This window comes from Nocardioides sp. (assembly GCF_035481145.1).
GTDB lineage: Bacteria > Actinomycetota > Actinomycetes > Propionibacteriales > Nocardioidaceae > Nocardioides.
Genome location: NZ_DATIHB010000148.1, coordinates 17,503 through 43,131, shown reverse-complemented (window position 1 = coordinate 43,131; position 25,629 = coordinate 17,503). Strand labels below are relative to the sequence as shown.

General features: G+C 71.7%; 26 protein-coding genes. 18 read left to right on the top strand and 8 right to left on the bottom strand.

Going from position 1 to position 25,629, the window contains the following annotated elements; translation table 11 throughout:
- Positions 1 to 70 precede the first annotated feature (70 nt).
- Entirely contained in the window at positions 71 to 1,363 is a 1,293-nt protein-coding gene (locus VLF38_RS12705; protein WP_325271615.1) for a citrate synthase, read from the bottom strand.
- Between the two features lie 294 nt (positions 1,364 to 1,657).
- Between VLF38_RS12705 and rplM the strand changes: the two genes are divergently transcribed.
- The 5 genes from rplM (at position 1,658) to VLF38_RS12680 (ending at position 5,820) form a co-directional block, all read left to right on the top strand.
- Entirely contained in the window at positions 1,658 to 2,101 is a 444-nt protein-coding gene (gene rplM / locus VLF38_RS12700) for a 50S ribosomal protein L13 (RefSeq protein WP_325271614.1), read from the top strand.
- A 23-nt stretch (positions 2,102 to 2,124) separates the two neighbouring features.
- Positions 2,125 to 2,625, top strand: coding sequence for a 30S ribosomal protein S9 (gene rpsI, locus VLF38_RS12695; RefSeq protein ID WP_325271613.1), 501 nt, complete (start codon positions 2,125 to 2,127; stop codon positions 2,623 to 2,625).
- A 17-nt stretch (positions 2,626 to 2,642) separates the two neighbouring features.
- The gene (gene glmM / locus VLF38_RS12690; protein ID WP_325271612.1) at positions 2,643 to 3,989 is read left to right on the top strand and encodes a phosphoglucosamine mutase; all 1,347 of its coding nucleotides are present in this window, start codon (positions 2,643 to 2,645) and stop codon (positions 3,987 to 3,989) included.
- Positions 3,990 to 4,029: 40 nt separating this feature from the next.
- Complete coding sequence (locus VLF38_RS12685; RefSeq protein ID WP_325271611.1) at positions 4,030 to 5,055, top strand: GNAT family N-acetyltransferase; 1,026 nt, start codon at positions 4,030 to 4,032, stop codon at positions 5,053 to 5,055.
- Positions 5,056 to 5,121: 66 nt separating this feature from the next.
- Positions 5,122 to 5,820, top strand: a complete 699-nt coding sequence (locus tag VLF38_RS12680; RefSeq protein WP_325271610.1) for a hypothetical protein — start codon at positions 5,122 to 5,124, stop codon at positions 5,818 to 5,820.
- Positions 5,821 to 5,829: 9 nt separating this feature from the next.
- On the opposite strand, the gene coaA is transcribed toward VLF38_RS12680, so the two are convergent.
- Positions 5,830 to 6,873: a type I pantothenate kinase gene (coaA, locus tag VLF38_RS12675; protein WP_325271609.1), complete on the bottom strand. Its 1,044-nt coding sequence runs from the start codon at positions 6,871 to 6,873 to the stop codon at positions 5,830 to 5,832.
- Positions 6,874 to 6,937: 64 nt separating this feature from the next.
- Here coaA and glmS point away from each other — a divergent pair, with 64 nt between their 5' ends.
- The 10 genes from glmS to tsaD all read left to right on the top strand — a co-directional run bounded on the left by glmS (position 6,938) and on the right by tsaD (position 17,192).
- On the top strand, positions 6,938 to 8,782 hold the full coding sequence (gene glmS / locus VLF38_RS12670; RefSeq protein ID WP_325271608.1) for a glutamine--fructose-6-phosphate transaminase (isomerizing): 1,845 nt from the start codon (positions 6,938 to 6,940) through the stop codon (positions 8,780 to 8,782).
- The gene (locus tag VLF38_RS12665; RefSeq protein ID WP_325271607.1) at positions 8,779 to 9,135 is read left to right on the top strand and encodes a holo-ACP synthase; all 357 of its coding nucleotides are present in this window, start codon (positions 8,779 to 8,781) and stop codon (positions 9,133 to 9,135) included. The genes glmS and VLF38_RS12665 overlap by 4 nt, the downstream gene beginning before the upstream one ends.
- Before the next feature lie 323 nt (positions 9,136 to 9,458).
- Positions 9,459 to 10,052, top strand: a complete 594-nt coding sequence (locus VLF38_RS12660) for a C40 family peptidase (protein WP_325271606.1) — start codon at positions 9,459 to 9,461, stop codon at positions 10,050 to 10,052.
- A gap of 73 nt (positions 10,053 to 10,125) precedes the next feature.
- Complete coding sequence (locus tag VLF38_RS12655) at positions 10,126 to 11,613, top strand: NAD(P)H-hydrate dehydratase (RefSeq protein ID WP_325271605.1); 1,488 nt, start codon at positions 10,126 to 10,128, stop codon at positions 11,611 to 11,613.
- Positions 11,614 to 11,639: 26 nt separating this feature from the next.
- On the top strand, positions 11,640 to 12,791 hold the full coding sequence (gene alr / locus VLF38_RS12650) for an alanine racemase (RefSeq protein WP_325271604.1): 1,152 nt from the start codon (positions 11,640 to 11,642) through the stop codon (positions 12,789 to 12,791).
- Positions 12,788 to 13,924 (top strand): alpha/beta hydrolase, encoded by a 1,137-nt coding sequence (locus VLF38_RS12645; RefSeq protein WP_325271603.1) that lies wholly within the window; start codon positions 12,788 to 12,790, stop codon positions 13,922 to 13,924. The genes alr and VLF38_RS12645 overlap by 4 nt, the downstream gene beginning before the upstream one ends.
- A complete protein-coding gene (tsaE, locus tag VLF38_RS12640) occupies positions 13,921 to 14,874 on the top strand; it encodes a tRNA (adenosine(37)-N6)-threonylcarbamoyltransferase complex ATPase subunit type 1 TsaE (RefSeq protein ID WP_325271602.1) in 954 nt (317 codons plus the stop codon). The genes VLF38_RS12645 and tsaE overlap by 4 nt, the downstream gene beginning before the upstream one ends.
- 23 nt (positions 14,875 to 14,897) lie before the next feature.
- On the top strand, positions 14,898 to 15,536 hold the full coding sequence (tsaB, locus tag VLF38_RS12635; RefSeq protein ID WP_325271601.1) for a tRNA (adenosine(37)-N6)-threonylcarbamoyltransferase complex dimerization subunit type 1 TsaB: 639 nt from the start codon (positions 14,898 to 14,900) through the stop codon (positions 15,534 to 15,536).
- A complete protein-coding gene (locus VLF38_RS12630) occupies positions 15,533 to 16,138 on the top strand; it encodes a GNAT family N-acetyltransferase (protein WP_325271600.1) in 606 nt (201 codons plus the stop codon). The genes tsaB and VLF38_RS12630 overlap by 4 nt, the downstream gene beginning before the upstream one ends.
- A 13-nt stretch (positions 16,139 to 16,151) precedes the next feature.
- Positions 16,152 to 17,192, top strand: coding sequence for a tRNA (adenosine(37)-N6)-threonylcarbamoyltransferase complex transferase subunit TsaD (gene tsaD, locus VLF38_RS12625; RefSeq protein WP_325271599.1), 1,041 nt, complete (start codon positions 16,152 to 16,154; stop codon positions 17,190 to 17,192).
- On the opposite strand, the gene rocD is transcribed toward tsaD, so the two are convergent.
- The 4 genes from rocD to VLF38_RS12605 all read right to left on the bottom strand — a co-directional run bounded on the left by rocD (position 17,176) and on the right by VLF38_RS12605 (position 21,580).
- Complete coding sequence (gene rocD / locus VLF38_RS12620; RefSeq protein WP_325271598.1) at positions 17,176 to 18,384, bottom strand: ornithine--oxo-acid transaminase; 1,209 nt, start codon at positions 18,382 to 18,384, stop codon at positions 17,176 to 17,178. The genes tsaD and rocD overlap by 17 nt on opposite strands.
- Complete coding sequence (gene ddaH, locus VLF38_RS12615; protein WP_349255585.1) at positions 18,381 to 19,232, bottom strand: dimethylargininase; 852 nt, start codon at positions 19,230 to 19,232, stop codon at positions 18,381 to 18,383. Before ddaH ends, rocD begins: the two co-directional genes overlap by 4 nt.
- A gap of 92 nt (positions 19,233 to 19,324) precedes the next feature.
- Entirely contained in the window at positions 19,325 to 20,515 is a 1,191-nt protein-coding gene (locus VLF38_RS12610) for a class I SAM-dependent methyltransferase (protein ID WP_325271596.1), read from the bottom strand.
- Positions 20,516 to 20,536: 21 nt separating this feature from the next.
- A complete protein-coding gene (locus VLF38_RS12605) occupies positions 20,537 to 21,580 on the bottom strand; it encodes a prolyl oligopeptidase family serine peptidase (RefSeq protein ID WP_325271595.1) in 1,044 nt (347 codons plus the stop codon).
- A gap of 179 nt (positions 21,581 to 21,759) precedes the next feature.
- Between VLF38_RS12605 and VLF38_RS12600 the strand changes: the two genes are divergently transcribed.
- On the top strand, positions 21,760 to 22,044 hold the full coding sequence (locus tag VLF38_RS12600) for a hypothetical protein (protein WP_107700705.1): 285 nt from the start codon (positions 21,760 to 21,762) through the stop codon (positions 22,042 to 22,044).
- Between the two features lie 12 nt (positions 22,045 to 22,056).
- Here the strand turns inward: VLF38_RS12600 and VLF38_RS12595 are convergent, their stop codons facing one another.
- Positions 22,057 to 22,374 (bottom strand): hypothetical protein, encoded by a 318-nt coding sequence (locus tag VLF38_RS12595; protein ID WP_325271594.1) that lies wholly within the window; start codon positions 22,372 to 22,374, stop codon positions 22,057 to 22,059.
- 54 nt (positions 22,375 to 22,428) lie between these two features.
- Here VLF38_RS12595 and VLF38_RS12590 point away from each other — a divergent pair, with 54 nt between their 5' ends.
- Both VLF38_RS12590 and VLF38_RS12585 read left to right on the top strand, forming a co-directional pair.
- Positions 22,429 to 22,770, top strand: coding sequence for a hypothetical protein (locus VLF38_RS12590; RefSeq protein ID WP_325271593.1), 342 nt, complete (start codon positions 22,429 to 22,431; stop codon positions 22,768 to 22,770).
- Positions 22,771 to 22,772: 2 nt separating this feature from the next.
- On the top strand, positions 22,773 to 23,993 hold the full coding sequence (locus VLF38_RS12585; RefSeq protein WP_325271592.1) for a site-specific DNA-methyltransferase: 1,221 nt from the start codon (positions 22,773 to 22,775) through the stop codon (positions 23,991 to 23,993).
- A 109-nt stretch (positions 23,994 to 24,102) separates the two neighbouring features.
- Here VLF38_RS12585 and VLF38_RS12580 read toward each other — a convergent pair whose 3' ends face one another.
- Positions 24,103 to 25,521 (bottom strand): wax ester/triacylglycerol synthase family O-acyltransferase, encoded by a 1,419-nt coding sequence (locus VLF38_RS12580; RefSeq protein ID WP_325271591.1) that lies wholly within the window; start codon positions 25,519 to 25,521, stop codon positions 24,103 to 24,105.
- Between the last annotated feature and the right edge of the window lie 108 nt (positions 25,522 to 25,629).

The window sequence follows — 25,629 nt, the reverse complement described above, 5'->3', positions numbered from 1 at the left end:
CCTACAGGAGTACTGCAGGTTCGCGCCGCCTCGGCGTCGCTGGGGCGCAGGTTGGCGCCGCCTCGGGGACTTACTCCGCCCAGCGCTCCTCGCGCGGGACGAAGGTGAGCGTGCGGTCACCCGTGTAGATCTGCTTCGGGCGGGCGATCTTCTGCTCCTTGTCCATGATCAGCTCCTGCCACTGGGCCAGCCAGCCCGGCGTGCGGCCGATCGCGAAGAGGACGGTGAACATCTCCGGCGGGAACTGCAGTGCCTCGTAGATGAGGCCGGAGTAGAAGTCGACGTTGGGGTAGAGCTTGCGCTTGACGAAGTACTCGTCCTCCAGCGCGATGCGCTCGAGCTCCTGCGCGACCCGGAGGAGCGGGTTGACCCCGGTGACCTCGAAGACGTCGTCGCAGGCCTTCTTGATGATCTTGGCGCGCGGGTCGAAGTTCTTGTAGACGCGGTGACCGAAGCCCATCAGGCGCTCGTTGCCGGCCTTGACGCCCTCGATGAACGCCGGGATGTTCTCGACCGTGCCGATGCGCTTGAGCATCCGCAGGACCGCCTCGTTGGCGCCGCCGTGCAGCGGGCCGTAAAGGGCGCCGACGCCGGCCGCGACGGCCGAGTAGGGGTCGACCTGCGACGAGCCGACCGAGCGGACCGCGTTGGTCGAGCAGTTCTGCTCGTGGTCGGCGTGCAGGATCAGGAGGACGTCGAGCGCCCGGACCAGCCGCGGATCGGCCGAGAACTTCAGCTCGCTCATCTTGAAGAGCATCGCGAGGAAGTTCTCCGTGTAGGAGAGCTCGTTGTCGGGGTAGACGTACGGCTTGCCCTGGGCGTGGCGGAACGACCAGGCACCGAGGGTCGGCATCTTCGCGATCATCCGGACGATCTGCATGTGCCGGTTGTCGGCGTCGTCGATGTTGCGCGCGTCGGGGTAGAACGTCGAGAGGGCGCCGACGGAGGCCATCAGCATGCCCATCGGGTGCGCGTCGTAGCGGAACCCCTGCATGAGTCCCTTGACGTTCTCGTGGACGAACGTGTGGTACGTGATCTCGTGGACCCAGGACTCGTACTGCTCCTTGGTGGGCAGCTCGCCGTAGACCACGAGGTACGCGACCTCGAGGAACGTCGACTTCTCCGCGAGCTGCTCGATCGGGTAGCCCCGGTACTCGAGGATGCCCTTGTCGCCGTCGATGTAGGTGATGGCGCTCTTGCAGGAAGCCGTGTTGGTGAACCCCGGGTCGTAGGTGCACAGGCCCGGGTCGTCGTCCGAGGTCTTGATCTTGCCGAGTTCTGCGGCCTTGATCGCTCCGTCGACGATGGCAACCTCGTATTCGGCGCCAGTCCGGTTGTCCCTGATGGTCAATGAATCAGTCACGGGCCCCACACTAGGTGCACGAGCGAAGGAGCAGGAAGGGTGCGTCCGGACAACGGGAACCCTCACTGCCTCACGTCCTACGGCCGCGGGCTCGTTTTGACCGTGCGACACGCCGACTCGTATCCTTGCAAGTCGCGCCTCCTGCCGCGTTCGGGCTCCTCTCGGAGTCGGATGCAGATCCGGATGCTCCACCTCGTGGTGAAGATGCCGGGCAGTGTTCGTCAGAAGGCGCAGCTCCACCCCCGTCGTACAGCCGTGTGTCGGGACCAACGAACGAGAAAGCTGTGACCTGCCTTGCGCACCTACAGCCCCAAGCCCGCTGACATCCAGCGTGAATGGCTCATCATCGACGCCGAGGATGTCGTCCTCGGTCGCCTCGCCGTCACCGCCGCCAACCTGCTGCGCGGCAAGCACAAGCCGACCTTTGCTCCGCACATGGACATGGGCGACTTCGTGATCATCGTGAACGCCGAGAAGGTTGCCCTCTCCGGCAACAAGAAGACCACCAAGATGGCGTACCGCCACTCGGGTTACCCGGGCGGCCTCACGGCCACGCCGATCGGTGAGGTCCTGGAGAAGGACGCTCGCAAGGCCATCGAGAAGGCTGTCTGGGGCATGCTCCCCAAGAACCGCCTCGGTCGCCAGATGCTCAAGAAGCTCAAGGTCTACTCGGGCCCGGCGCACCCCCACGCCGCCCAGCAGGCCAAGCCGTTCGAGATCACCCAGATCTCCCAGTGACTTCCAAGATCGAGGACAACAACGTGACTGAGAACGTGACCGAGGTCGAGGAGACCTTCGAGACCAACGCCGAGGGCGTTGCGTACACCTCCGAGTCGGACGCGTCGGCTGACGCGCCGCTCAAGCCCGCCACCATCGCCCCGGCCGGCGCCACCGGTCGCCGCAAGGAGGCCGTCGCCCGCGTCCGCATCGTCCCGGGCACCGGCGTCTGGACGATCAACGGCCGTGAGCTCAACGACTACTTCCCGAACGCGCTGCACCGCCAGATCGCGAACGAGCCGTTCGCCGCGCTCGGCCTCGAGGGCCGCTTCGACGTCATCGCCCGCATCCACGGTGGCGGCATCGCCGGCCAGGCCGGCGCCCTGCGCCTCGGTGTGGCCCGCTCGCTCAACGCCGTCGACGTCGAGGCCAACCGCCCGACGCTGAAGAAGGCCGGTCTGCTGACCCGCGACGCCCGCGTCGTGGAGCGCAAGAAGGCTGGTCTCAAGAAGGCCCGCAAGGCGTCGCAGTTCAGCAAGCGCTGATCTGGCAACCTGCCTTCATGGCAAACCTCTTTGGCACGGACGGGGTCCGGGGCCTGGCAAACGGTGTCCTCACCGCAGAGCTGGCCCTGGACCTCTCCGTCGCCGCTGCACATGTCCTGGCCGACCTCGGCGAGTTCAGTGGGCATCGCCCGCTGGCCGTGGTCGGTCGGGACACGCGCATTTCGGGGCAGTTCCTCGAGGCCGCGGTCGTCGCGGGCCTCGCGTCGGCCGGTGTCGACGTGCTGCTCCTGGGCGTCCTGCCCACCCCCGGCGTGGCCTACCTGACGGGTGCGCTCGGCGCCGACCTCGGGGTCATGCTCTCCGCCTCGCACAACGCGATGCCCGACAACGGCATCAAGTTCCTGGCCCGCGGCGGCGTCAAGCTCGATGACACCATCGAGGACGCCATCGAGGCGCGCATGCGCGAGGAGTGGCAGCGCCCGACCGGCGGCGACGTCGGGCGCGTGACGGTCCACGAGACCGCCGTCCAGGAGTACGTCGACCACCTGGTGTCGACGACCACCAAGCCCCTCGCGGGTCTGCGCGTCGTGCTCGACTGCGCCGAGGGCGCTGCCTCCGACGCCGGCCCTGCCGCGCTCGAGGCAGCAGGTGCGTCCGTGACGGCGATCCACGCCCAGCCCGACGGCCTCAACATCAACGACGGCTGCGGCTCCACCCACCTCGAGACGCTGCGCGCCGCCGTGGTCAAGGACGGTGCCCACGTCGGCTTCGCGCTCGACGGCGACGCCGACCGCTGCCTGGCCGTCGACGCCGAGGGCAACGTCGTCGATGGGGACCAGATCCTCTGCATCCTCGCGGCCTCGCTCAAGGAGCAGGGCCGCCTCGCCGGTGACACGGTCGTCGCGACCGTCATGAGCAACCTCGGCTTCAACCGCGCGATGGCTGCGGCAGGCATCAACGTCGTCTCGACGAAGGTCGGCGACCGCTACGTGCTCGAGGCGATGAAGGCCTCGGGCTACTCGCTGGGCGGCGAGCAGTCCGGCCACGTGATCATGAGCGACTACGCCACCACCGGAGACGGCGTCCTGACCGCGCTGCACCTGCTCGAGCGCATGGCGGTCACCGGCCAGTCGATCGCCTCCCTGGCTGCTGCCATGACCCGCCTCCCGCAGGTGCTGGTCAACGTCAAGGGGGTCGACAAGGACCGGTGCGACACCGACGAGCCGCTTCTGGCTGCTGTCGCCGAGGCGTCGGCCACCCTCGGCGAGGAGGGCCGGGTCCTGCTGCGTGCCTCCGGCACCGAGCCGCTGGTGCGGGTCATGGTCGAGGCGACCTCCGAGACCGAGGCGCACGCCGTCGCCGACAAGCTCGCCGACGTCGTCCGCGAGCGCCTCGCCCTCTAAATCGGTGGCGGACGTCGTCGCCCGGTCCTAGCGTCGTGGGGTGTCCTCCCTCCACCTTCGCCAGCTCGATCCGGCATCCACCTCCTTCGAGGCGGACCTGCGACGCTGGCACACGGCCTACGTCGCGTCGGTGACCTACGGCCGTGACCACGCCGCGCCGTACACGTTGCGCGAGATCCGCGACCTGGTGGCGACGCCGACAAGCTACCTGTGGTGCGGAGCCTGGCTCGCGACGCGCGACGACGCGGTGGTCGGCACCGGCCAGCTCGAGCTCTCGCTCGTCGACAACCTGGCCATGGCGACCCTCGATGTCCAGGTCGTGCCCGAGGCCCGACGTACGGGCGTGGGCTCCGCGATCGCGGAGCTGCTCGAGGGCGAGGCACGTGGCCGGGGACGGTCGGTGGCCGTCGCAGAGGTCGAGTTCCGGATCGAGGACCCCGAGGACGGCGCGGGTACGCCCGGGGTCACGTTCGCTGCCGGGCGGGGCTACGCGAACGCGCTCGGCGACATCGAACGCCGCGCGACGCTGCCGCTGCCCGATGACCTCCTCGACCGGCTCGCAGCGGAGGCAGCGCCGCACCACGAGGGCTACGTCCTGGAGTCGTTCGGCAACCCGGTGCCGGAAGCGCGGGTCGCCGGCGTCGCGGCGCTCGCGGCTTCGCTGATGGTGGAGGCGCCGGTGGGCGACCTGGTCCTCGAGCCGGAGGACGCCTCGGTGGCGGTCTGGCGTGAGCGTGAGGCCGCGATGCTGCGGCAGGGCCGCCGGCTGTGGCACACCATCGCCCTCGCGGGCGACGAGGTGGTCGCCTACACGAGCATCGCGGTCTCCTCCGACGATCCGACGGCCTGCTTCCAGTGGGGGACGCTGGTGCGGCACGACCACCGCGGGCACCGGCTGGGTGTCGCGGTGAAGGTCGCGAATCACCGGCTGCTGCAAGCCGACGGTGCGCCGACGGAGCAGGTGGTGACCTGGAACGCCGCCGTCAACGGGCCGATGATCACCATCAACGACCAGCTCGGCTACCGCCCCTCCGGCCGCCTCGCGGAGATGCAGAAGCAGCTCTGAGGGCGTTGTCCACAGGGCCACGGCGGGCGGGGTGCGGACCGTCTCCCGGGCGCTGATGATGGCCGGGTGCTGTTGCGACGGATCGCGCTCGGGCTGGCGGTGACCGCCCTCGTCGTCGTGGCTGCCCTCGTGCTGGTGGCGGCGGTGGTCGAGCGCTCCGGGCCCAGGGCTGCCTCGGGCACCGGCGCGGTGCGGCACGGGGCACCGGCGGACGCGCCACGGGAGGCCGATCGCGAGGTGCCTGCTTCCTGGGTGCGCGTGGGTGTCGGCCAGGCTGCCTACGCAGTGCCACCGGCGTGGTCCCGCCGCCCGGTGTCGGAGCGGGTGGCCTATCGCGAGGACGGTGCGGTCATCGCCTCGGGGCGCGGGCAGGCGGTGCTCTCGGCCCAGGGCTGCCCCGTGGCCTGGGCGGTGCTCGCCGATCCCGTCCGCTCGACCAACGTCAGCGGTGTGGCCGAGGCGACCGCGCTGGCCTGGGCGCGCGGCTACGCCGGGCTGCCGATCGCCTCGGGGCTGGTCGCGTCGGGTGCCGCGACCACCGAGGACGGGCAACGAGGGTGGTCGCGCGTGAGGATCGACCTGGGCGCGGACGCGGGCGCGGGCGCGGGCTCGGGGTGCGCGGGGGAGCGGGCCGAGCTGACGGCCGTCGCGCAGCAGTCGGGCGCGGACGTGGTCGCCCTCGTCGTGGCGCGCTACCTCGACGTGCCCGGCGCGCCGCCGGACGCGGCGTACGAAAGGGTGGTGGGGTCGCTGAGCGCGCGGTAGGGCGGCTGGTCAGATCTTGCGGAGGCGGACGTAGCGGACCGAGTGGTCGGCGTCCTTCCGCAGCACGAGGGTGGCGCGGGAGCGCGTGGGGAGGACGTTCTCCATGAGGTTCGGGCCGTTGATCTCGTCCCAGATCCGCTCCGCCTCGGTGCGCGCCTCGGCCTCGTTGAACTTCGAGTAGCGGCGGAAGTACGACCCCGGCTTGCGGAACGAGGTCTCGCGCAGCTTGAGGAAGCGCTCGACGTACCACCGCTTGATGTCGGTCGTCGCGGCGTCGACGTAGACGGTGAAGTCGAAGAAGTCCGCGACGGCGAGGCCGGTCTTGCCGTCGTCGCGCGAGCGGGCCGGCTGGAGGACGTTGAGCCCCTCGACGATGACGATGTCGGGCGACTGGACGACGACGGTCTCGTCGGGGACGACGTCGTAGACGAGGTGGGAGTAGGTCGGCGCCTCGACCGCCTCGCGGCCCGACTTGATGTCGATGACGAACTTGAGCAGCGCCTTGCGGTCGTAGGACTCGGGGAAGCCCTTGCGGTGCAGGATGCCGCGACGCTCGAGCTCGGCGTTGGGCAGCAGGAACCCATCGGTGGTGACCAGCGCGACCTGCGGGTGCTCGGGCCAGTGGGCGAGCATCTGCTGCAGCACGCGCGCAGCCGTCGACTTGCCCACCGCGACGGAGCCGGCGAGGCCGATCACGAACGGCGTGCGCGGGGGCTGCGGCCGGTTGAGGAACTCCTCCTGGCGCCGGTGGAGCCGTCCGGCCGACTCGACGTACATCGAGAGCAGGCGGGAGATCGGCAGGTAGACCTGCTGGATCTCGTCGAGGTCGAGCTCGTCGCCGAGGCCGCGGAGCGCGCGGATCTCGTCGAAGGTGAGCGGCGACTTCATGTCCGCGGCGAGCTCGGCCCATGCGGTGCGGTCGAGCTCGACGTACGGCGAGGCGTCGCGCTCGGCCTTCTGCTCGGCCTTCTGGTCGGGCCGGTGCTCGGACCTGCTCTCGACGCGCACGTGCTCCTCCGGCAGCGCCGGAGGACGCACGGGGTCGTGTGACATGCCGTGATTCTTGCAGTCCGCGTCAGGCGCTGCGTCGCCCGTCCCTCACCGTAGACTGCGGCGCATGTGCGGAATCGTGGGCTACGTGGGCAGCAAGCAGGCGCAGGGCGTCGTCATCGAGGGCCTGCGCCGGCTCGAGTACCGCGGCTACGACTCCGCCGGTGTCGCCCTCGTCCACGACGGTGCGATCGCCTCGGACAAGAAGTCGGGCAAGCTCGCCAACCTCGAGAAGGCGATCATGGAGCACCCGCTGCCGACCTCGACCACCGGCATCGGCCACACCCGCTGGGCGACCCACGGTGCGCCGACCGACCGCAACGCCCACCCGCACCTGGGCCAGGAGCGGCGCCTCGCGCTCGTGCACAACGGCATCATTGAGAACTTCGCCGAGATCCGCGCCGCCCTCGAGGCCGAGGGTCACGAGCTGCTGTCGGAGACCGACACCGAGGTGGCCGCCCACCTGATCGAGCGCGAGCTGCTCAAGGGCGTCGACCTCACGGTCGCCATGCAGGCAGCATGTCGCCAGATGGAGGGCGCGTTCACCCTGGTTGCGATCGACGCGCAGGACCCCGACCGGGTCGTCGCGGCCCGTCTCAACAGCCCGCTCGTCGTCGGCCTCGGCGACGGCGAGAACTTCCTCGGCTCCGACGTCGCGGCGTTCATCGAGCACACGCGTGACGCGCTGGAGCTCGGCCAGGCCCAGGTCGTCACCCTCACCCGCGACGGCGTCGAGGTGACGTCGTTCGACGGCGAGCCGGCCGAGGGCAAGCCGTTCCACGTCGACTGGGACCTCTCCGCAGCGGAGAAGGACGGTCACGACTGGTTCATGCGCAAGGAGATCTTCGAGCAGCCGCGCGCGGTCGCCGACTCGCTGCTGGGCCGTCGCAACGCCGCCGGCCGCCTGCAGCTCGACGAGGTGCGCCTCTCCGACGAGGAGCTGCGCGACATCGACAAGGTGATCGTGATCGCCTGCGGCACGTCGTTCTACGCCGGCATGGTGGCGAAGTACGCCATCGAGCACTGGTGCCGGATCCCGGTCGAGGTCGAGCTCGCCAGCGAGTTCCGCTACCGCGACCCGATCCTGACCCGCGAGACGCTCGTCGTCGCGATCTCCCAGTCCGGCGAGACCGCCGACACGCTCCAGGCGATCCGGCACGCCCGCACCCAGCGCTCCAAGGTGCTCGCGATCTGCAACAGCAACGGCTCGACGATCCCGCGCGAGTCCGACGCCGTGATCTACACCCACGCCGGCCCGGAGATCGGCGTCGCCTCGACGAAGGGCTTCCTGACCCAGCTCGTCGCCTGCTACCTGCTCGGTCTCTACCTGGCCCAGGTCAAGGGCACGCGCTACAACGACGAGATCGCCCAGGTCATGGACCAGCTCGAGCAGATGCCCGACCACATCTCCACCGTGCTCGCCAAGGCGGACGAGGTCTACGCGATGGCGCAGGAGTTCGTCGGGACGCCGTCGGTGCTCTTCCTGGGTCGCCACGCGGGTTACCCGGTCGCGCTCGAGGGCGCGCTCAAGCTCAAGGAGCTCGCCTACATCCACGCCGAGGGCTTCGCTGCCGGCGAGCTGAAGCACGGCCCGATCGCGCTGGTCGACGAGGGCCTGCCGATCTGGTGCGTCGTGCCGCCCCGCGGCCGCGACCAGCTCCACGAGAAGATGGTCTCGGGCATCCAGGAGGTCCGCGCCCGCGGTGCGCGCACGATCTGCCTGGCCGAGGAGGGCGACACCGCCATCGAGCCGTACGCCGACCTGCTGATCCGGCTGCCCAAGGTCCCGGTGCTGCTCCAGCCGCTCGTCGCTGCCGTGCCGCTGCAGCTCTTCGCGTGCGAGCTGGCGACGCTGATGGGCCACGACGTCGACATGCCGCGCAACCTGGCGAAGTCCGTCACGGTCGAATGAGCTCGATAGTCGGGATCGGGGTCGACGTCGTCGACATCGAGCGCTTCTCGGCATCGCTGCAGCGGACCCCCGGCCTGCGCGCACGGCTCTTCACCGAGGCCGAGGCGGCGCTGCCGGTCGAGTCGCTCGCTGCGCGGTTCGCGGCCAAGGAGGCGATCGCGAAGGCGCTCGGTGCGCCCGCGGGCCTCTCCTGGCACGACTGTGAAGTGGTGCGCTCCGAGGGTCGCCGACCCGAGTTCGCCCTGCGCGGCACGGTCGAAGCGGCCGCCGCTGCTCTCGGGGTGACTTGCGCGCACCTGTCGCTGGCGCATGACGGTGGCCTTGCCACGGCGTACGTGATCCTGGAGGGGTGACCCCCAGGGTGCGTGCGGAGGGGTGACACAGCCCACGGTGCCGTGAGGCAGCCCACGCCTCGATCGTGGCCGCGGTCACGGCGCTAACTATTGCAAGCGCCTTGAATGGACGAGTCCTCCCACCGGAGGGCCACCCGCGCCGCGCCGAGGCCCGCGCTCGACGGGGGTGAACCAAGCACGAAGAAGTATGCGCGGGCACGGAAGACCCAGGTAGTACGCCGGAGCACCTCCGGCTCGGGGCTCAGGACGCAGACGCGTCCGGGACACCAGCAGTCCTCGCCCGACAGGTCATCTTTCGCAGGCGCCGCTGCCGGAGTTGTCCGATGTTCTCCACCACGCCCTCGCGCGCCGCCGTTCGCCTGCTCGCCGCCCCGCTCGTGCTGACCGTCCTCGTGACGTCGCAGGCCGCCGGCCCCGCCGACGCCAGTCCCGTCCGCCCGGCGAGCACGCCGACCGCCACGGTCGTGGACGAGCAGCCCGTGCGGATCGACCCCGTTCGTGAGTACGCGATCGCCCGCCAGGCCGCCGCCGAGCGCCGTGAGCGCCGTGAGCGCGCTGCTGCCGAGCGGCGCGAGCGGGAGGCCGCCGCCATCGGCCAGCGGATCGTCGCTGCTGCCGCCGCGCAGGCCGGCAAGCCCTACGTCTATGGCGCGACCGGTCCGAGCGCCTTCGACTGCTCCGGCCTCACCGGCTGGGCCTACCGTGCCGTCGGCATCAACCTGCCGCGCTCGTCGTCCGCGCAGGCCGCCGTGATGACGCCGGTCTCCGACCCGCAGCCGGGCGACCTGGTCTACATGCCGGGCCACATCGGCATCTACGCCGGCGACGGCATGATGTGGCACGCCCCGCACTCGGGCGACGTCGTGAAGCTCGCGCCGGTCTACAGCTCGTCGTTCCGCTACGGCCGCGTCCGCTGATCCTTGCCAGGCCACGTGCGCTCGAGGCCCGTCGACCGGTTCTCCCGGTCGGCGGGCCCGCTACGTTGAGGGCATGCGACACGCCCACACCGTCGCGCAGGTGCGCTCGGCCGAGGAAGCGAGTCCCGACCTGGCGTCGGGGGCGCTCATGCAGCGTGCCGCCCGAGGCCTCGCGCACGCGGTGATCGACCTGGTGGGAGGGGCCTACGGGCGCAGGGTCGTCCTCCTCGTCGGCTCGGGCGACAACGGAGGGGACGCGCTGTACGCCGGGGCGTACCTCGCCCGTCGTGGCGCCCTCGTCGACGCCTGGATGCTGGCGGAGGGCGCGCACCAGGGTGGTCTCGCCGCGCTGCGGACAGCGGGCGGTCGCGTGACCACCTTGCGTGCTCTCGTTGATGTGTTTGCCGCCGTGCTGAGCACTCAAGGCGCGGACGTCGTGATCGACGGCATCGTCGGCATCGGTGGGCGGCCCGGGCTCCGGCCCGAGGCGGTGCAGGCGCTCGCGTCGCTCGGGCTGACCACGGGCGCAGGCTCGAGCGACCACACGCGCAGGTTCGGGTGGCCACACGCGCAAGCTCGGCCACGGGTGGTGAGCGTCGACCTGCCGAGCGGGCTGGATGCCGACACCGGGCGGGTCACGGGTGCCCACGTCACGGCTGACCTGACCGTCACGTTCGGGACGGAGAAGGTCGCGCACCTGGTCGACCCCTCAGCCGCAGCGTGCGGGGTGGTGCACCTCGTCGACATCGGGCTCGACCTCCCGCCAGCGACTCTCGAGGCGCTGCAGCAGCCGGACGTGCGGGCGCTGCTCCCGGTGCCCGAGGGCGCCGACCACAAGTACACGCGCGGCGTGGTCGGCGTACGGGCCGGGTCGGCGACGTACCCGGGGGCGGCCCGGCTCTGTGTCGCGGGAGCGGCGTCAGGGCTGGTCGGCATGGTCCGCTACCGCGCGGTTGACGGCGACGACCAGACCGCGCGCCACGTTGTCGCCACACACCCCGAGATCGTCACGAGCCCCGGCCGCGTGCAGGCCTGGGTGGTCGGCTCGGGAGGCGGAGACCGGGCCACGGAGGCACTCGCCGAGGCGCTCGCCGACGGGGTACCCCTCGTCGTGGACGCCGACGCGCTGGCTGCGGTCGGCGGGCCGCTGGGGGTGCCGGCCGTGCTGACCCCCCACGCCGGCGAGCTCGCGCGGATGCTCGGCGCCGACCGCGACGAGGTCGAGGCCGACCAGCTCGCCTCGGTACGCCGTGCTGCCGACCGTTTCCAGGCTGTCGTCGTGCTCAAGGGGCGGCGCACCCTCGTCGCCGAGCCGTCCGGGACGGTGCGGGTCAACACGACCGGGACACCCTGGCTGGCGACTGCCGGCGCGGGCGACGTGCTTGCCGGACTGGTCGGATCGCTGCTCGCCGCGGGGCTCGCTCCGTTCGACGCTGCGTCGGTCGGCTGCTGGCTCCACGGAGCTGCGGCGACGACGGCGTCGGGCGGCGGACCACTCACCGCATCGGCTGTCGCCGAGGCCCTTTCCGGGACCGTACGCCGCGTCCTCCTGACGCCGTGAACCCGGCTGCTGACAGAATCAGTCGCGTGAACACGCCCAACGCCGAGCTCGTCGTCGACGTCGCGGCCATCCGGCACAACGTGCGTCGACTCAAGGAGTGGGTCGGTCCGGGCGTGCAGATGATGACCGTCGTCAAGGGCGACGGCTACGGCCACGGCATGGTTCCGGCTGCGCGCGCCGCCCGTGAGGCAGGTGCCGAGTGGCTCGGCGTGGCCACGCTCGAGGAGGCGCTCACCGTGCGGGCCGCGGGCGACACCGGACGCCTGCTCTGCTGGCTGGGGGTGCCGGGGCAGGACTTCGCCCCCCTCGTCGCCGCCGATGTCGACGTGACCGCCTACACGGTCGCCGAGCTCGACGAGATCCGTGCGGCGGCCCGGGCGACCGGCGAGCGCGCACGGGTCCAGCTCAAGGTCGACACCGGCCTCTCCCGCGGTGGGTCCGCGGCCGCGGACTGGCCCACGCTGGTGGCAGCCGCCCGATCTGCCGAGCTCGCCGGCGAGCTGACCGTCACCGGCATCTGGTCCCACCTGGCTGCCTCGGAGGAACCGACGCACCCGGCCAACGACGCGCAGGAGAAGGCGTTCCTCGGTGCCCTCGAGGTGGCCGACACCGCCGGTCTGCGGCCCGAGGTGCGCCACCTCGCCAACAGTGCCGCCGCCGTGCTGCGCCCCGCGGCCCGGTTCGACCTCGTGCGCTGCGGCATCGCGTCGTACGGCCTGGACCCGGCACCGGGGGAGTCCCCGCCAGAGCTCGGCCTCGTGCCCGCGATGACCGCGCGCGCCCGGCTTGCGATGGTCAAGCAGATCGGGCCCGGCGCTGGCGTCTCCTACGGCCACCTGTGGGTCGCCGACGCACCCACGACGGTCGGCCTCGTCCCGGTCGGGTACGCCGACGGCGTACCGCGGCACGGCTCGAACGTGCTCGAGGTCGCCGTGGCCGGCGAGCGCCACCCGGTCCGCGGACGGATCTGCATGGACCAGTTCGTGGTCGACCTGGGCACCGCATCGGACGCGGCGGCCGGCGACGAGGTGCTGCTCTTCGGCACCGGCACCCACGGAGAGCCCACCGCCTCCGAGTGGGCTGCGTGGTGCGCCACCATCAACTACGAGATCGTGACCCGCATCGGCGGGCGCTTCGCGCGAGTCGTCGTCGACAGCTCGCCGGAAGGACACGCATGAGCTGGAAGAGCCGCATGCTGACTGCGGCAGGAGCAGCAGGGGTCGCCGCCGCGGGCACCGCCTACGGCGTCGCACGCCATCGCCACATCATCGCCAACCGTGGAGCGGGTGACGTCGCGCGCCTCGGCTCCCTGCACTCGGAGCCGCGGATCGTGGTCGCCTCGGATGGTGTCGAGCTCCACGTCGAGGTCGACGAGCTCCCGGCGGAGTCCGGCAAGCGGGCCCGCCACCGCGGGCGTTCGCGCAGCGACGAACCACGTGTCGGCGACCTGACCGTGGTCTTCGTGCACGGCTTCACGCTCAACCTGGACTCGTGGCACTTCCAGCGGGCCGGCTACCGCGGGCAGGTCCGCACCGTCTTCTACGACCAGCGCTCGCACGGCCGTTCGGGGCGCGCCAGCCGCGAGAACTCCACCATCGAGCACTGCGCCGAGGACCTGCTGCAGGTCATCGACGAGGTCGCTCCCGACGGCCCCGTCGTGCTCGTCGGCCACTCGATGGGCGGCATGACAATCGTGGCGCTCGCCGAGTCGCACCCCGAGCTCTTCGGCACCCGGATCGCCGGCGTCGGCCTCGTCGCGACGACCGCCGGTGGACTGAGTCCGCTCCACATGATCGTGCCGGTCATCCCTGAGGGCTTCGGTGCCGACATCGCCCAGCGCGTGATCGCGGGCCTGGCCCGTGGGTCCCGGGTGATCGAGCACATGCGCCGGCTCTCGTCCTCGGTCGCGCTCGTGGTCACCGACATGTTCGCCTTCGGCGACGAGGTGCCGGCGGCGTACATCGAGTTCGTCGACCAGATGATCTCGGCGACACCGTTCGACGTGCTGTCGGAGTTCTTCCCGAACTTCGACGCGCTCGACAAGTTCTCCGTGCTCAACGCGCTCGAGCGGGTGCCGACGGCGATCATCTGCGGCACGTCCGACAAGCTGACCTCGATCGGGCACAGCCGCAAGATGCAGAAGGCGATCGCCGGCTCCGTGCTGACCGAGTGCGAAGGCGCCGGGCACATGGTCCTGATCGAGCGCCACGAGCAGGTCAACGCCGCCCTCGACCAGTTGATCGGCGGCGCGCTCGACCCCTCGACGTGGCCCGCCCAGACCGCTCCCGACGCGAGCGTGGAGGCTCCGTGACCGTCGAGATCCAGCGGATCGGCCCCGAGGCCGCATCCGAGCTGTACGCCGTGGTGCGCGCCGCCTTCGAAGGTCGCCCGCCACTCGACCCGCCCGCCGACGCGCTCGCCGAGACCGTGGAGTCGCTCGCCGGTGCGCTCGGCAAGGGCCCCGGGGGGCTCCTCGCCACGATCGACGGCGCCGTCGTCGGCGGCATGGTCCTCGACCCCGTCACCACCGCGCACGGCGAGCTGATCGCGCTCCGCCGTTTCGGCGTCGTGCCGTCGGCACGGCACCACGGGGTAGCCCACCTGCTGATCGCCGCTGCCGTCGAGGCGGCACGTGAGCTGCACGTCGCCGGCCTCACCGTCCTTGCCCGCCAGGAGCTCGAGGCGACGATCGGCTTCTGGAACAGCAGCGGCTTCTCCGAGGTCGGCCGCCACGCGCCGTACGTCGAGATGGTGCGGCCACTCCCGGCTGCCGCCGACGCGCGCGATGCCGACGGGATGCGGGAGCTCGCCCGCGACCTGGCGAAGGTCCTGCGTGCCGGTGACCTGCTCGTGCTGAGCGGGGAGCTCGGCGCCGGCAAGACGACGTTCACCCAGGGACTGGGCGAGGGGCTCGGCGTGCGCGGTGACATCACGTCGCCGACGTTCGTGATCGCGCGGGTGCATCCCTCGCTCGTCGGAGGCCCCGCGCTGGTGCACGTCGACGCCTACCGCCTGGGGGGCCTCGACGAGCTCGACGACCTCGACCTCGACACCTCGCTCGACGAGGCGGTGACTGTCGTCGAGTGGGGCGCCGGGATGGCCGAGGCCCTTGCCGACGAGCGCCTGCACGTGCAGATCGCCCGGTCTGTGGGCGACCCGGGGGCAGGCGACGGCGACGACGACGCCCGCCACGTCGAGTTCCTGCCGGTGGGCACGCGCTGGCTCGGGGTGGCCCTGCCCGGGGTTGTCCGGCCCGGCTGACGCACGCTGGTTAGCCTGTCCTCGTGCTCCTCGCCTTCGACACCGCCACCGCTCAGGTCACCGTCGCCGTCCACGACGGGGCGGACGTCCTCGCGGAGCAGGTGTCGGAGCAGGTGATGAAGCACGGTGAGCACCTCGCACCCTTGATCTCCGCCGTGCTCGCCGAGGCGGGCGCGACGATGGCCGACCTCACCGGTGTCGCGGTCGGGGTGGGCCCCGGCCCCTTTACCGGCCTGCGCGTCGGACTCGTCACGGCCCGCACGCTCGGGATGGCCCTCGACGTGCCGGTCCACGGCGTCTGCACGCTCGATGTCCTCGCCGCCGAGGCCGTCGCCTCCGGTGCCGTGGTCGGTGAGTTCCTGGTGGCGACCGACGCCCGCCGCAAGGAGGTCTACGTCGCCTCCTACACGGCCGAGGGCGCGCGGCTCTCGGGGCCGTCCGTGGTACGCCCTGCAGAGGCTGCCTCGTCACGCCCCGTGGTGGGCGAGGGTGCGGTTCTCTACCCGTCCGACTTCCCGCATGCCGTGGGCCCGGCCCGCCCGAGCGCCGGCTGGCTGGCGCGCCTCGTGCTCTCCGGCATGATCGAGCCGCTGGACCCCGAGCCGCTCTACCTGCGCCGGCCGGACGCCGTCGCCGCGGCTGCGCCGAAGCAGCCCCGGTGAACCCGAGCGCGGACCGGCCCGAGGCCTCACCCGCGTCCAGTGCGGGGGTCCGGCTGGCCCTCGCCGCCGATGCAGCAGCGATCGCGGCGCTGGACGTCGAGCTCTTCCCGGACGCAGCCTGGTCCGAGGCGCAGGTGCTCGAGGAGCTGTCCGGCTACGGCCGCCGCGGCTGGGTCGTCGTGCCGGCTCAATCCGGATTGAGGCCGGACGCGGGCTCAACCCGAGTTGAGCCCACAAGGGAGGTGCCCGCAGGAGCCCCCAGTGGACCCGGCGATGCCGAAGCGGTCGCACTCCTTCATGAACGTTCATTGAGCGGCTACGTGCTCATGCGCACGGTCGGCGAGGTCAGCGACCTGCAGCGGATCGGTGTGGCGCCCTCGCGGCAGCGAGCCGGGCTGGCCGCAGCCCTCCTCGCGGCGGCGATTGCCGGCGTACGGGAGGAGGGGGCGGAGCGGATCCTGCTCGAGGTGGCGGAGGACAACGCGGCGGCGCGTGCCTTCTACGCACGGGCGGGCTTCGTGGAGATCGATCGGCGTCCGCGCTACTACCGGCACGAGGTCGACGCACTGGTCCTCGAGAAGGTGCTGGGAGACGGTGGCTGACAGAATGGCCGGCATGAACGAGCCCCTCGTCCTCGGCATCGAGACCTCCTGCGACGAGACCGGTGTCGGCATCGTGCGCGGTCACACGCTGCTGGCCGACGCGGTGGCGAGCTCGGTCGAGGAGCACGCGCGCTTCGGCGGCGTCGTGCCCGAGGTGGCGAGCCGGGCGCACCTGGAGGCGATGGTCCCGACGATCCAGCGGGCCTGCACCGACGCCGGCATCGCCCTGCGCGACGTCGATGCCATCGCGGTCACTTCCGGGCCCGGCCTCGCCGGTGCGCTGCTCGTCGGTGTCGCGGCCGCGAAGTCGCTGGCACTCGCGCTCGACAAGCCGTTGTACGGCGTCAACCACCTCGCCTCCCACGTCGCCGTCGACCAGCTGGAGCACGGTGCGCTGCCGGATCGCTGCCTGGCCATGCTGGTCTCCGGTGGCCACTCCTCGCTGCTGCTGGTCGACGACATCACGCTCGGCGTAACGCCGCTGGGCGCGACGATCGACGACGCGGCCGGCGAGGCGTTCGACAAGGTCGCCCGGGTGCTCGGCCTTCCGTTCCCGGGTGGTCCGCACATCGACCGCGCGGCGAAGGACGGCCAGATCACGATCGACTTCCCGCGTGGGCTCTCCACGCGCAAGGACCTCGAGCGACACCGCTTCGACTTCTCCTTCTCCGGACTCAAGACCGCCGTCGCACGCTGGATCGAGGCGCGTGAGGCCTCCGGCGAGCCGGTGCCGGTGGCAGACGTCGCCGCCAGCTTCCAGGAGGCGGTCTGCGACGTGCTCACCCGCAAGGCGATGGACGCCGCGCTCGAGCACGATGTCGACACGATCATGATCGGCGGGGGTGTCGCGGCCAACTCGCGCCTCCGCGCGCTGGCCCAGGCTCGTGCCGACGAGCGGGGCATCACGATCCGGGTCCCGCGGCCCGGGCTCTGCACCGACAACGGTGCGATGGTGGCGGCGCTCGGCTCCGAGCTCGTCGCCCGGGGTCGCGTGCCCTCCGCGCTCGACCTGCCCGCCGACTCCTCGCTGCCGGTGACTACCGTCGTCGCCTGAGCGAGCCAGCGAGCGCGTCCATCGCGAGGTCGATCTCGTCCGGCGTGACCACGAGCGGCGGTGCCAGGCGCAGCGTCTGGCCGTGGGTGTCCTTGGCCAGTACGCCGCGTGAGAGCAGCCGCTCGCAGACCTGACGGCCCGTGCCGACGTCGGGCGCCACGTCGACTCCGGCCCAGAGGCCGAGGCTGCGGACCTCGGTGAGACCTTCTCCGACCAGCGCGTCGAGCCGCGTCCGCAGGTGGATCCCGAGCGATGCGGCGCGTGCCTGCCACGTGCCCTCGGAGAGCATCGTCACGACCTCGAGGCCGACGGCGCACGCGAGCGGGTTGCCGCCGAACGTCGAGCCGTGCTGCCCCGGCTGGAAGACCCCGAGCACGTCGTCGTCGGCACAGACGGCGGAGACCGGGAGGAGACCGCCGCCGAGCGCCTTGCCGAGCAGCACGACGTCGGGGGAGACGCCCCAGTGGTCGCAGGCGAGCGTGCGACCCGTGCGGGCGAGGCCGCTCTGCACCTCGTCCGCGATCAGGAGTACACCGGCCTGCGTGCAGGCTGCGCGCACCTGCGGGAGGTAGTCGGGCGGGGGCACGATGACGCCGGACTCGCCCTGCACCGGCTCGAGGAGGACCGCAACGACGCGCGGGTCGTCGACGGCGGCCGCGAGCGCTGCGGCGTCGGCGTACGGCACCATCCGGAAGCCGGGCGTCCACGGCCCGAAGCCGTCGTGGGCGACCGGGTCGTCGGAGAAGCTGATGATCGTCGTGGTGCGGCCGTGGAAGTTGCCCGACGCGACGACGACGATCGACTCGGTCGACGGCACCCCGCGGACCTTCTCGCCCCAGAGCCGGGCCAGCTTGAGCCCTGTCTCCACGGCCTCGGCGCCGGTGTTCATCGGCAGCACCATGTCCTTGCCGACGAGGTCCGCGAGCGCGGCGCAGAACGGCCCGAACCGGTCGTGCGAGAAGGCGCGCGAGACGAGGGTGAGTCGGTCCAGCTGGGCGTGGGCCGCAGCCAGGATTCGCGGGTGTGCATGGCCGAAGTTGAGCGCCGAGTAGGCAGCGAGGAAGTCGAGGTGGCGGCGGCCTTCGACGTCGGTCACCCAGACGCCCTCCGCGTGCGTGGCGACGACCGGCAGCGGCGCGTAGTTGTGCGCGGCGTGGGCTGCTGCCAGGGAGAGGTGCGCGGCGGTGCTCATGCCGCCTCCCCGTCGCGTGCGTCGGGTCCTCGCACCTCGAGGGTGCAGCACTTCGCGCCACCGCCGCCCTTGAGCAGCTCCGACATGTCGACCGGCACCGGCACGAAGCCGCGGGCCGCGAGCTGCGCCCGGAGGTCGTGGGCGGCCGCTGCGACCACCACGTGGCGCCCGTCGGAGACGGCGTTGAGCCCGAAGGCGACGGCGTCGGGCTCCGTCGCCTCGATCGCCTCGGGGAAGAGACGGCGCAGCACCGCCTGGCTGCCCGGGCTGAACGCCGGTGGCCACCACGCGATCGTCTCCTCGTCGAGCACGGCGAGCGCGGTGTCGAGGTGGTAGAACCGCGGATCGACGAGCTGCAGCGAGACCACCGGGACGCCGAAGAGCTCCTGTGCCTCCGCGTGGGCCGCGCGATCGGTCCGGAATCCGGTGCCGGCCAGCAGCACCTCGCCGGCCAGGAGGAAGTCGCCCTCACCCTCGTTGACCGCGACCGGCTCGGTCACCTCGAGGCCCGCGGCGGCCAGCCAGGCGGCGTACGCGGGGGCCTCGGCTGCGCGCTCGGGATGCCGGAACCGCACGGCGAGGACGCGGCCGCCGAGGATGAAGGCGCCGTTGGCGGCGTAGACCATGTCGGGCAGGCCGGGGAGAGGGTCGAGGACGTCGACGGTGTGGCCGAGGTCGAGGTAGGTGCGGCGCAGGTGCTCCCACTGGGCCCGGGCGAGCGCGGTGTCGACGGGCCGCGAGATGTCCATCCAGGGATTGATCTCGTAGGTCACCGCGAAGTGGTCGGGGGGACACATGAGGTAGCGACGCCTGCGGGCCGTCCGGGTGCGAGGGCCAGTCACAGGCATCGACGGGGTCGCCATCTCTGCCATGCAGAGACGCTACTCCGGTCGTGTCGCCAAGACCCGGGACTCGACGGACCAGAACCCGATTCCTGACGTCAGAGCGGCTCGACGAGGTACGCCGCGCCCGCACCGGCGACGCGGGTCATCACCAGCGTGCCCTCGTTGTCGCCGGCGAGCGCGAGCCGCTTGCGCAGCTGCTCGGGCACCACCTGGACACCTCGCGGCTTGATCGCGAGGCGCCCGATGCCGCGTTCGCGCAGGGCGGCCTTGAGCTGCTTCTCCCGGTAGGGGAGCTCCTCCAGCACGCGGTAGGTCCGGGCGAAGGGGGAGCGGAAGGCGCTGTCGGCGGTGACCCAGGCGATCTTCTCGTCGACGAGCCCGCCGTCGACGCCGGCAGCGACGGCGGTCACCAGGCCGGAGCGGATCACCGCGTCGTCGGGCTCGTAGAGGTAGCCGCCCATCGCCCGGACCGGGCGCTCGGCAGCGCCCTGCCACGGGTCGTCCTCGTCGGTCAGCGTGGCCAGCCCACCGGAGGCGGGGATCACCGTGGCACGGCGACGCGCCATCGCCAGCGAGGGTGACCAGAGGGCGGCTTCCTTGAGGTCGCCGGCCTCACTGACCCACTCGGCCTCCACGCCCTCGGGCAGCAGGTCATGGGGGATGCCGGGTGCGACCTTGACGACCGAGGCACGACCGAAGAGGCCGAGCACGAACTCCCACGACGGGGTCCAGCCGTTGACGTCGAAGACCCGCCCCGAGCTGGTCCGGCGCGCCGGGTCGGCGAAGCAGGCGCCGAAGCCGTCGAGGTCGAGCATCGTCGAGTCGGCCTCCAGCACTGCGCCCGGGAGGCCGAGCGCCTCGAGGTTGGCGCGGGCGACCTCGACCCGTAGCGGGTCGAGGTCGACACCTGCGGCCGTCAGGCCGGCCCGCGCGAACGCCGCGAGGTCGCCGCCGATGCCACAGCCGAGGTCGACGACCGAGTCCGGTTGCCACGCGGCCAGGCGTGCGGCGCGGTGTGCGGCGACCCGCGGCCGGGTCGCCTGCTCGAGGGCGTCGGGAACGAAGTACATCCGCAGCGCGTCGTCGCCGAACTTCGCCACGGCGCGGACCCGGAGCTGCACCTGGCTCAAGGCAGCCGTCGCCCGGGCGGCGTCCGGCTCGATCCTGCGCACCGCGGACGCCGCGGCGACCGGGTCGCCTGCCGTGTCGGCGTACGCGTGGGCGGCGCGGGCCAGCAGCTGCTGGCCGGCGTCGGTGAGCAGCCAACGGAAGGCGTCGAGGTCCACGCCGGGAGCCTAGGGGGTCGGTCAGCCCCGCAGGTTGGCGAGGACCCAGTTCAGCTGCGCGACGATGATCGGGTAGGTCGGGTTGTGGCCGACGCCGGCCACGATCGTGAGCGGGAAGACGTTGCCCGGCGCCATCGAGGATCCGAGATCGACCGCCGGCGGCACCGTGAACCAGTGTCCAGCGAGGTACGCCGTGCCGCCGCGCGCCGGGATGTACTTGTCCGCGCCTCCATGGATCTGGCTGACCCGGACGCCGGCCTTCGGGCAGGGGCCCGGGAAGGTCCCCGCGAAGGAGCTTCCCGCGTCGAAGACGTCCGGCCGCTCGCAGGCCGCCTTGAGCGCGAGCATGCCTCCGTTGGAGGTGCCGAGAATGCCCACGCGTGCGGTGTTGACCGCTGCGTTGCGGGCGAGGTCGTCGACGACGGCAGCTGCGTAGCTGACGTCGTCGACGTCGTTGAAGGTGCAGCAGATGCCGCCGTTGAAGGCCCTCGTGCCGTTCTTGCTGACCAGGTAGGCGAAGAGCGTGTCGGGCGCCTTGCGGAGGCTGGCCCAGATGTCGAGCGTCGCGCGGGCCACGTCGAGGGTCTCGCCGGCACCGTAGCCGTGCCCGACCACGACCAGCTGGCGAGGTGTCGAGAGCCAGCTGCTGCACTCCGGCGTCTCCGCCGGAGCGCAGACCGGGACGCGCGCGTAGTACGCGCGGCCGTCGGCGAGGGTGAAGTGCTGCGTCGCCCAGCCCGGCGGGACCGGCGTCGGTGTCACCGTCGGCTCCGGCGTGGCGGTCGCCGTCGCGGTCGGTGTCGGGTCGGAGGTCGTCGTCGGGTCAGGGCTCGCCGTCGCCGTGGCGGTCGCTGTCGGGTCCACCGTCTCGCTGCTCGTGGGGGTGCCCGTCGGGGTGGTGCTCGGGTCCGACGTGACGGTGACGGTCGCGCTCGGCTCGGGCACACCGTCCTCGGCGGTCGCGGCGGAGAGCCCGGCCAGGCTCGCGGCGGCGAGCAGGATCAGTGCCGAGATGACGGCGGCGACGATGGAGCCGACGGCTCCGCTGCGCATGCGGACGCTCATGATGGGTCCCCTCCCAAGGACTCCCGGAAGCCCTCCCAGGCGACCGGTCCGGCCCCTCCCCAGACGCCGGTGCTCGCACCCTACGTCACATGGAGAGCGGTCGTCACTAGTCCATCCGGCGTAGCCCGGCGCGTGGCGGCGTGCCCGCAGCCAGCGATCGGCCGTGGCACGCTGGCCGCATGCACGTCTACGTCATTCCGTTGAAGCGGTTCCTCGGCTGCCAGGTCTGCGGGGGACTCCGCTTCCTCCAGCGGGAGATCAAGATGACCACCACCGGCATGACCTTCTTCGACCTCGACTGGGCCAACAAGTCCGCCGACGGCGCGATCTGCCTGCGCTGCGGCTTCGTGCACACCTTCATGGGCCGCGGACTGCAGTGGCTGCAGCCCGAGCAGGTGAAGCCCGAGGACCTCCCCGAGGACCCGCTCGCCGGCACCGATCTGGCAGGCAACAGCCCCGCCTGAACGGCCCGTGCGTCAGCGGCGGCGCAGCACCCGGCCCGGCGTACGCAGGACCGCGTTGCCGCCGCGCACGCCGAGGCGCGCCCCGCCGACTGCGCTGCGTACGCCGAGACGTGCCGCTGCGCCGGGCGCGCGCACCGCGCTGCCGACCGGGTCGGAGATCGCGCCGGCCACGACGGCCGCGTCGTCGAGGTGCGTGAGCACGAACGGAAGGTGCTTCACCGCCCGCAGGTCGCCGTGCCGCACGACCGGAGGCACCGCGGCCGCGGTCACCTTCGCTGCGAGCACGACGGTGTCGAGCGAGGGAACCAGCGGGACGGCAGGCAGCTTCATGGGCGCGAGGATATCGTCGCCAGTGCAGATCAGTCCGAGGCAGGGGAGCAGGGCATGGGCAAGGCAGCCACGACCGCGAAGGTGCTCGGCGCAGGAGCGAAGCTCGCGGTGAAGTACGGACCGCAGGCGAAGATCGCGTGGGACAACGGGGGCAAGCAGGCCGGCTCCGCTGCGGCGAAGCGGGCCAGGTCCGTCACGGCACGCCGCAAGGCGATGAAGCAGGCCGCCACCCTCAAGGACGGCTCGATCCTGAAGGTCGCGCCGGGCGGCAGCACGGCGTACGTCGTCTTCACCGGTGACCAGCCGATCGCGACCTACCCGTCGTCGAACCTGCCCTACGAGGTGCTGCTCGCGCACGCCGACCTGTCCAAGCGCGTCCGGGCTCCCCGGGCCTGAGCATGGCCGTGCTGCGCCCCGACCCGGGCAATCCTGCGCCAGGCCCCGGCGGTGCACGCACGGTCTTCGTCGAGGGCGACAACCTCGACGTCCTCCCGCTGCTCCCGAAGCTGCCTGAGCTCGCGGGCCGCGAGTTCGACCTCGTCTACATCGACCCGCCGTACAACACCGGCAACGGCTTCGCCTATGCCGACAAGCAGGGCTACGGACGCGGCCGGCACGAGGCCTGGACAGCGATGCTCCGGCCGCGCCTCGAGGCGGCGCGCGACGTGATGGCGAGCCGCGGAGCGATCTTCGTCAGCATCGACGACAACGAGGTCGCCCACCTCCGGCTCCTCCTGGACGAGATCTTCGGCGAGCGGAACTTCGTCGCGCAGGTGGTGGTCAACCTCAATGCGAAGGGACGCCAGCTCGGGCCGTGGTTCGCCACGAACCACGAGTACCTGCTGGTCTACGCGCGCTCGCTCGCCGACTGCGTGCTCGACGCGACGAGCACGCACGAGGTGAGCGAGCTCGACTTCCCGCAGGTCCACGACGACGGCCGCCGCTTCCGCCACCTGCCGCTGCGCAACACCAACAAGAAGTCGAACCCCGAGACCTGCCGGACCCTCGCCTACCCGTTGTACGGCGACCCGGTGACCGGTGCAGTCGGCGTGACGCCCTTCGAGGGAGCGCAGGAGATCTGGCCGGTCTTCGGCGACGGGACCCCCGCGGTCTGGCGCTGGTCGATCGCCCTCGCGCAGACCCGGCCCGAGGACCTCGTCTGTCGCACCATCCGTGGCCGCCTGGGGGAGCGGGTCGACATCTTCCAGCGCGACTGGCTCCACCCCGAGCGCCGCAAGAAGCTCCGCACGATCTGGACCCACGACGAGATCGGCTCGACCGACACCGCGGTCGCCGAGGTCAAGGCACTCGTCGGCAAGGTCTTCGAGTCACCCAAGCCGACCGGCCTGCTGCGCCGGATCCTGGAGACCTACCCCTCCGACGCGGTCGTCCTCGACTTCTACGCCGGCTCGGGTACGACGGGGCACGCGGCGCTGCTGGCCGATGCCGCCGACGGGGGATCGCGACTCTCGATCAGCGTCAACGCGCCCGAGCCGACGCGCACGGGCTCGCCCGCCCGTGCCGCCGGCTTCGAGCGCGTCAGCGAGATCACCGAAGCCCGGCTCCGCGCCGCCGCGGCGACTGTCGGCGCCGCCGTGGCGGCGTACCGCCTCGTCTGACCACAAGCCCCACCTCGGCGGACCACAAGCCCCACCTCGGCGGACCACAAGCCCCACCTCGGCGCCGAAGTGGGGCTTGTGGTCACGCGAGGTGGGGCTTGTGGTCGTCTCAGTTGACCCCGGCAGCGCGTTCGAGGTCGACGAGCGCGTCCTCGAGGTGGGTCAGCAGCCGCTGCAGGTGCGGCACCGTGCGGCGGCAGCCGGTGAGGCCGAGACCGACCTGACCGTTGTAGGAGACCGCGGTGACGTTGAGCGCCTGGCCGTGCATCGGCACCGAGGCGGGATACATGCCGACGAGCTTGGCGCCGTTGTAGTACATCGGCTGCTTGGGGCCGGGCACGTTGGAGATCGTGATGTTGAAGGGCGGGTTGACCACGCCGTTGAGGCGCAGCAGCGGCGTCAGCATCGACGGCGCCATTCCGAGGCCGGCCATCGCCATGATCTGCGCCTTCGTCATCGACGCCATCATCTCCTTGCCGGCGGCCATCGAGGCGTTGATCGACTGCAGCCGCTCGGTGGGGTCGGCGATCTCGGTGCCGAGCCGCACCATGAGCGTGCCGACCGCGTTGCCGCCGGAGGTCGAGGCGACACCGACCTGCTTGGCGTTGAGGCCGACCGGCACCATCGAGACCAGCGAGGTGTCGGGCAGGGCGTTGAGGTCGCTCAGGTAGGCCCGGAGCGCGCCGCCGTTCATGGCGAGCAGGACGTCGTTCATCGTCGTGCCGGTGGCGTTGCCGACGCGCTTGAGCCGCTCGAAGGACCAGTCGTCGGCGGCGAAGCGGCGAGCTCCGGTGATGCGCTGGTTGAGGATCGTCTTGGGGGCCGCGAACGAGACCGGTCCTGCCTTCGGCAGGGCGATCGAGTTGCCCAGCGACTTCAGCGTCGCGCCGGGCAGTCCGGCGGCGTCGGCGATCGCGGCCATCGTCGACCGGATCGCGCTGGGCGGGATCTCGGCCAGGGCCTTCGCCTGCTCGACGCGGCTGCGGTCCCGCGCCTCGCGCGGCGCCCGCTCCTCCCACGCGAACGGCGGCTTCATGCCGCGCTCGTCGGGGTCGGGCGAGAAGCTGCTCGAGAGCAGCCGCATCGCCGAGACGCCGTCGACCAGCGCGTGGTGGATCTTGGTGTACATCGCGATGCGACCGTCGGCGAGCCCCTCGATGAGGTGGGTCTCCCACAGCGGCCGATCGTTGGCCATCCGCTGGCCATGGAGGCGCGACGTCAGGTCGAGCAGCTCGCGGATCCGGCCGGGCGAGGGCAGCGCGCTGTGGCGGACGTGGTGCTCGATGTCGAAGTTCTCGTCCTCGGTCCACACCCACTGGCCGGCCGTGGCGATCGAGCGGTGCGGGCGCTTGGCGAAGAGCGGCTTGAGCCGCTCGACCTTCAGCTGCTCCTCGTAGACCTGGCGCACGTAGTCGTCGCCCGCGTCGTCGGGCTTCTCGAAGAGGAGCAGGCCACCCACGTGGATCGGCATGTTCCGGCTCTCGGCCAGGAAGAACGCCAGGGACTGCGGGTCGATGGGAGTCGCCATGCTGCTGCCTCTTCTCCTCCAGCCGTACGCCGCGGCGTACGCCGGGTGGGCCGGATGGAGGGCAGCCTAGCCACCTGTCGCTCCTCCGTGCGGGGATGGAAGGATTCG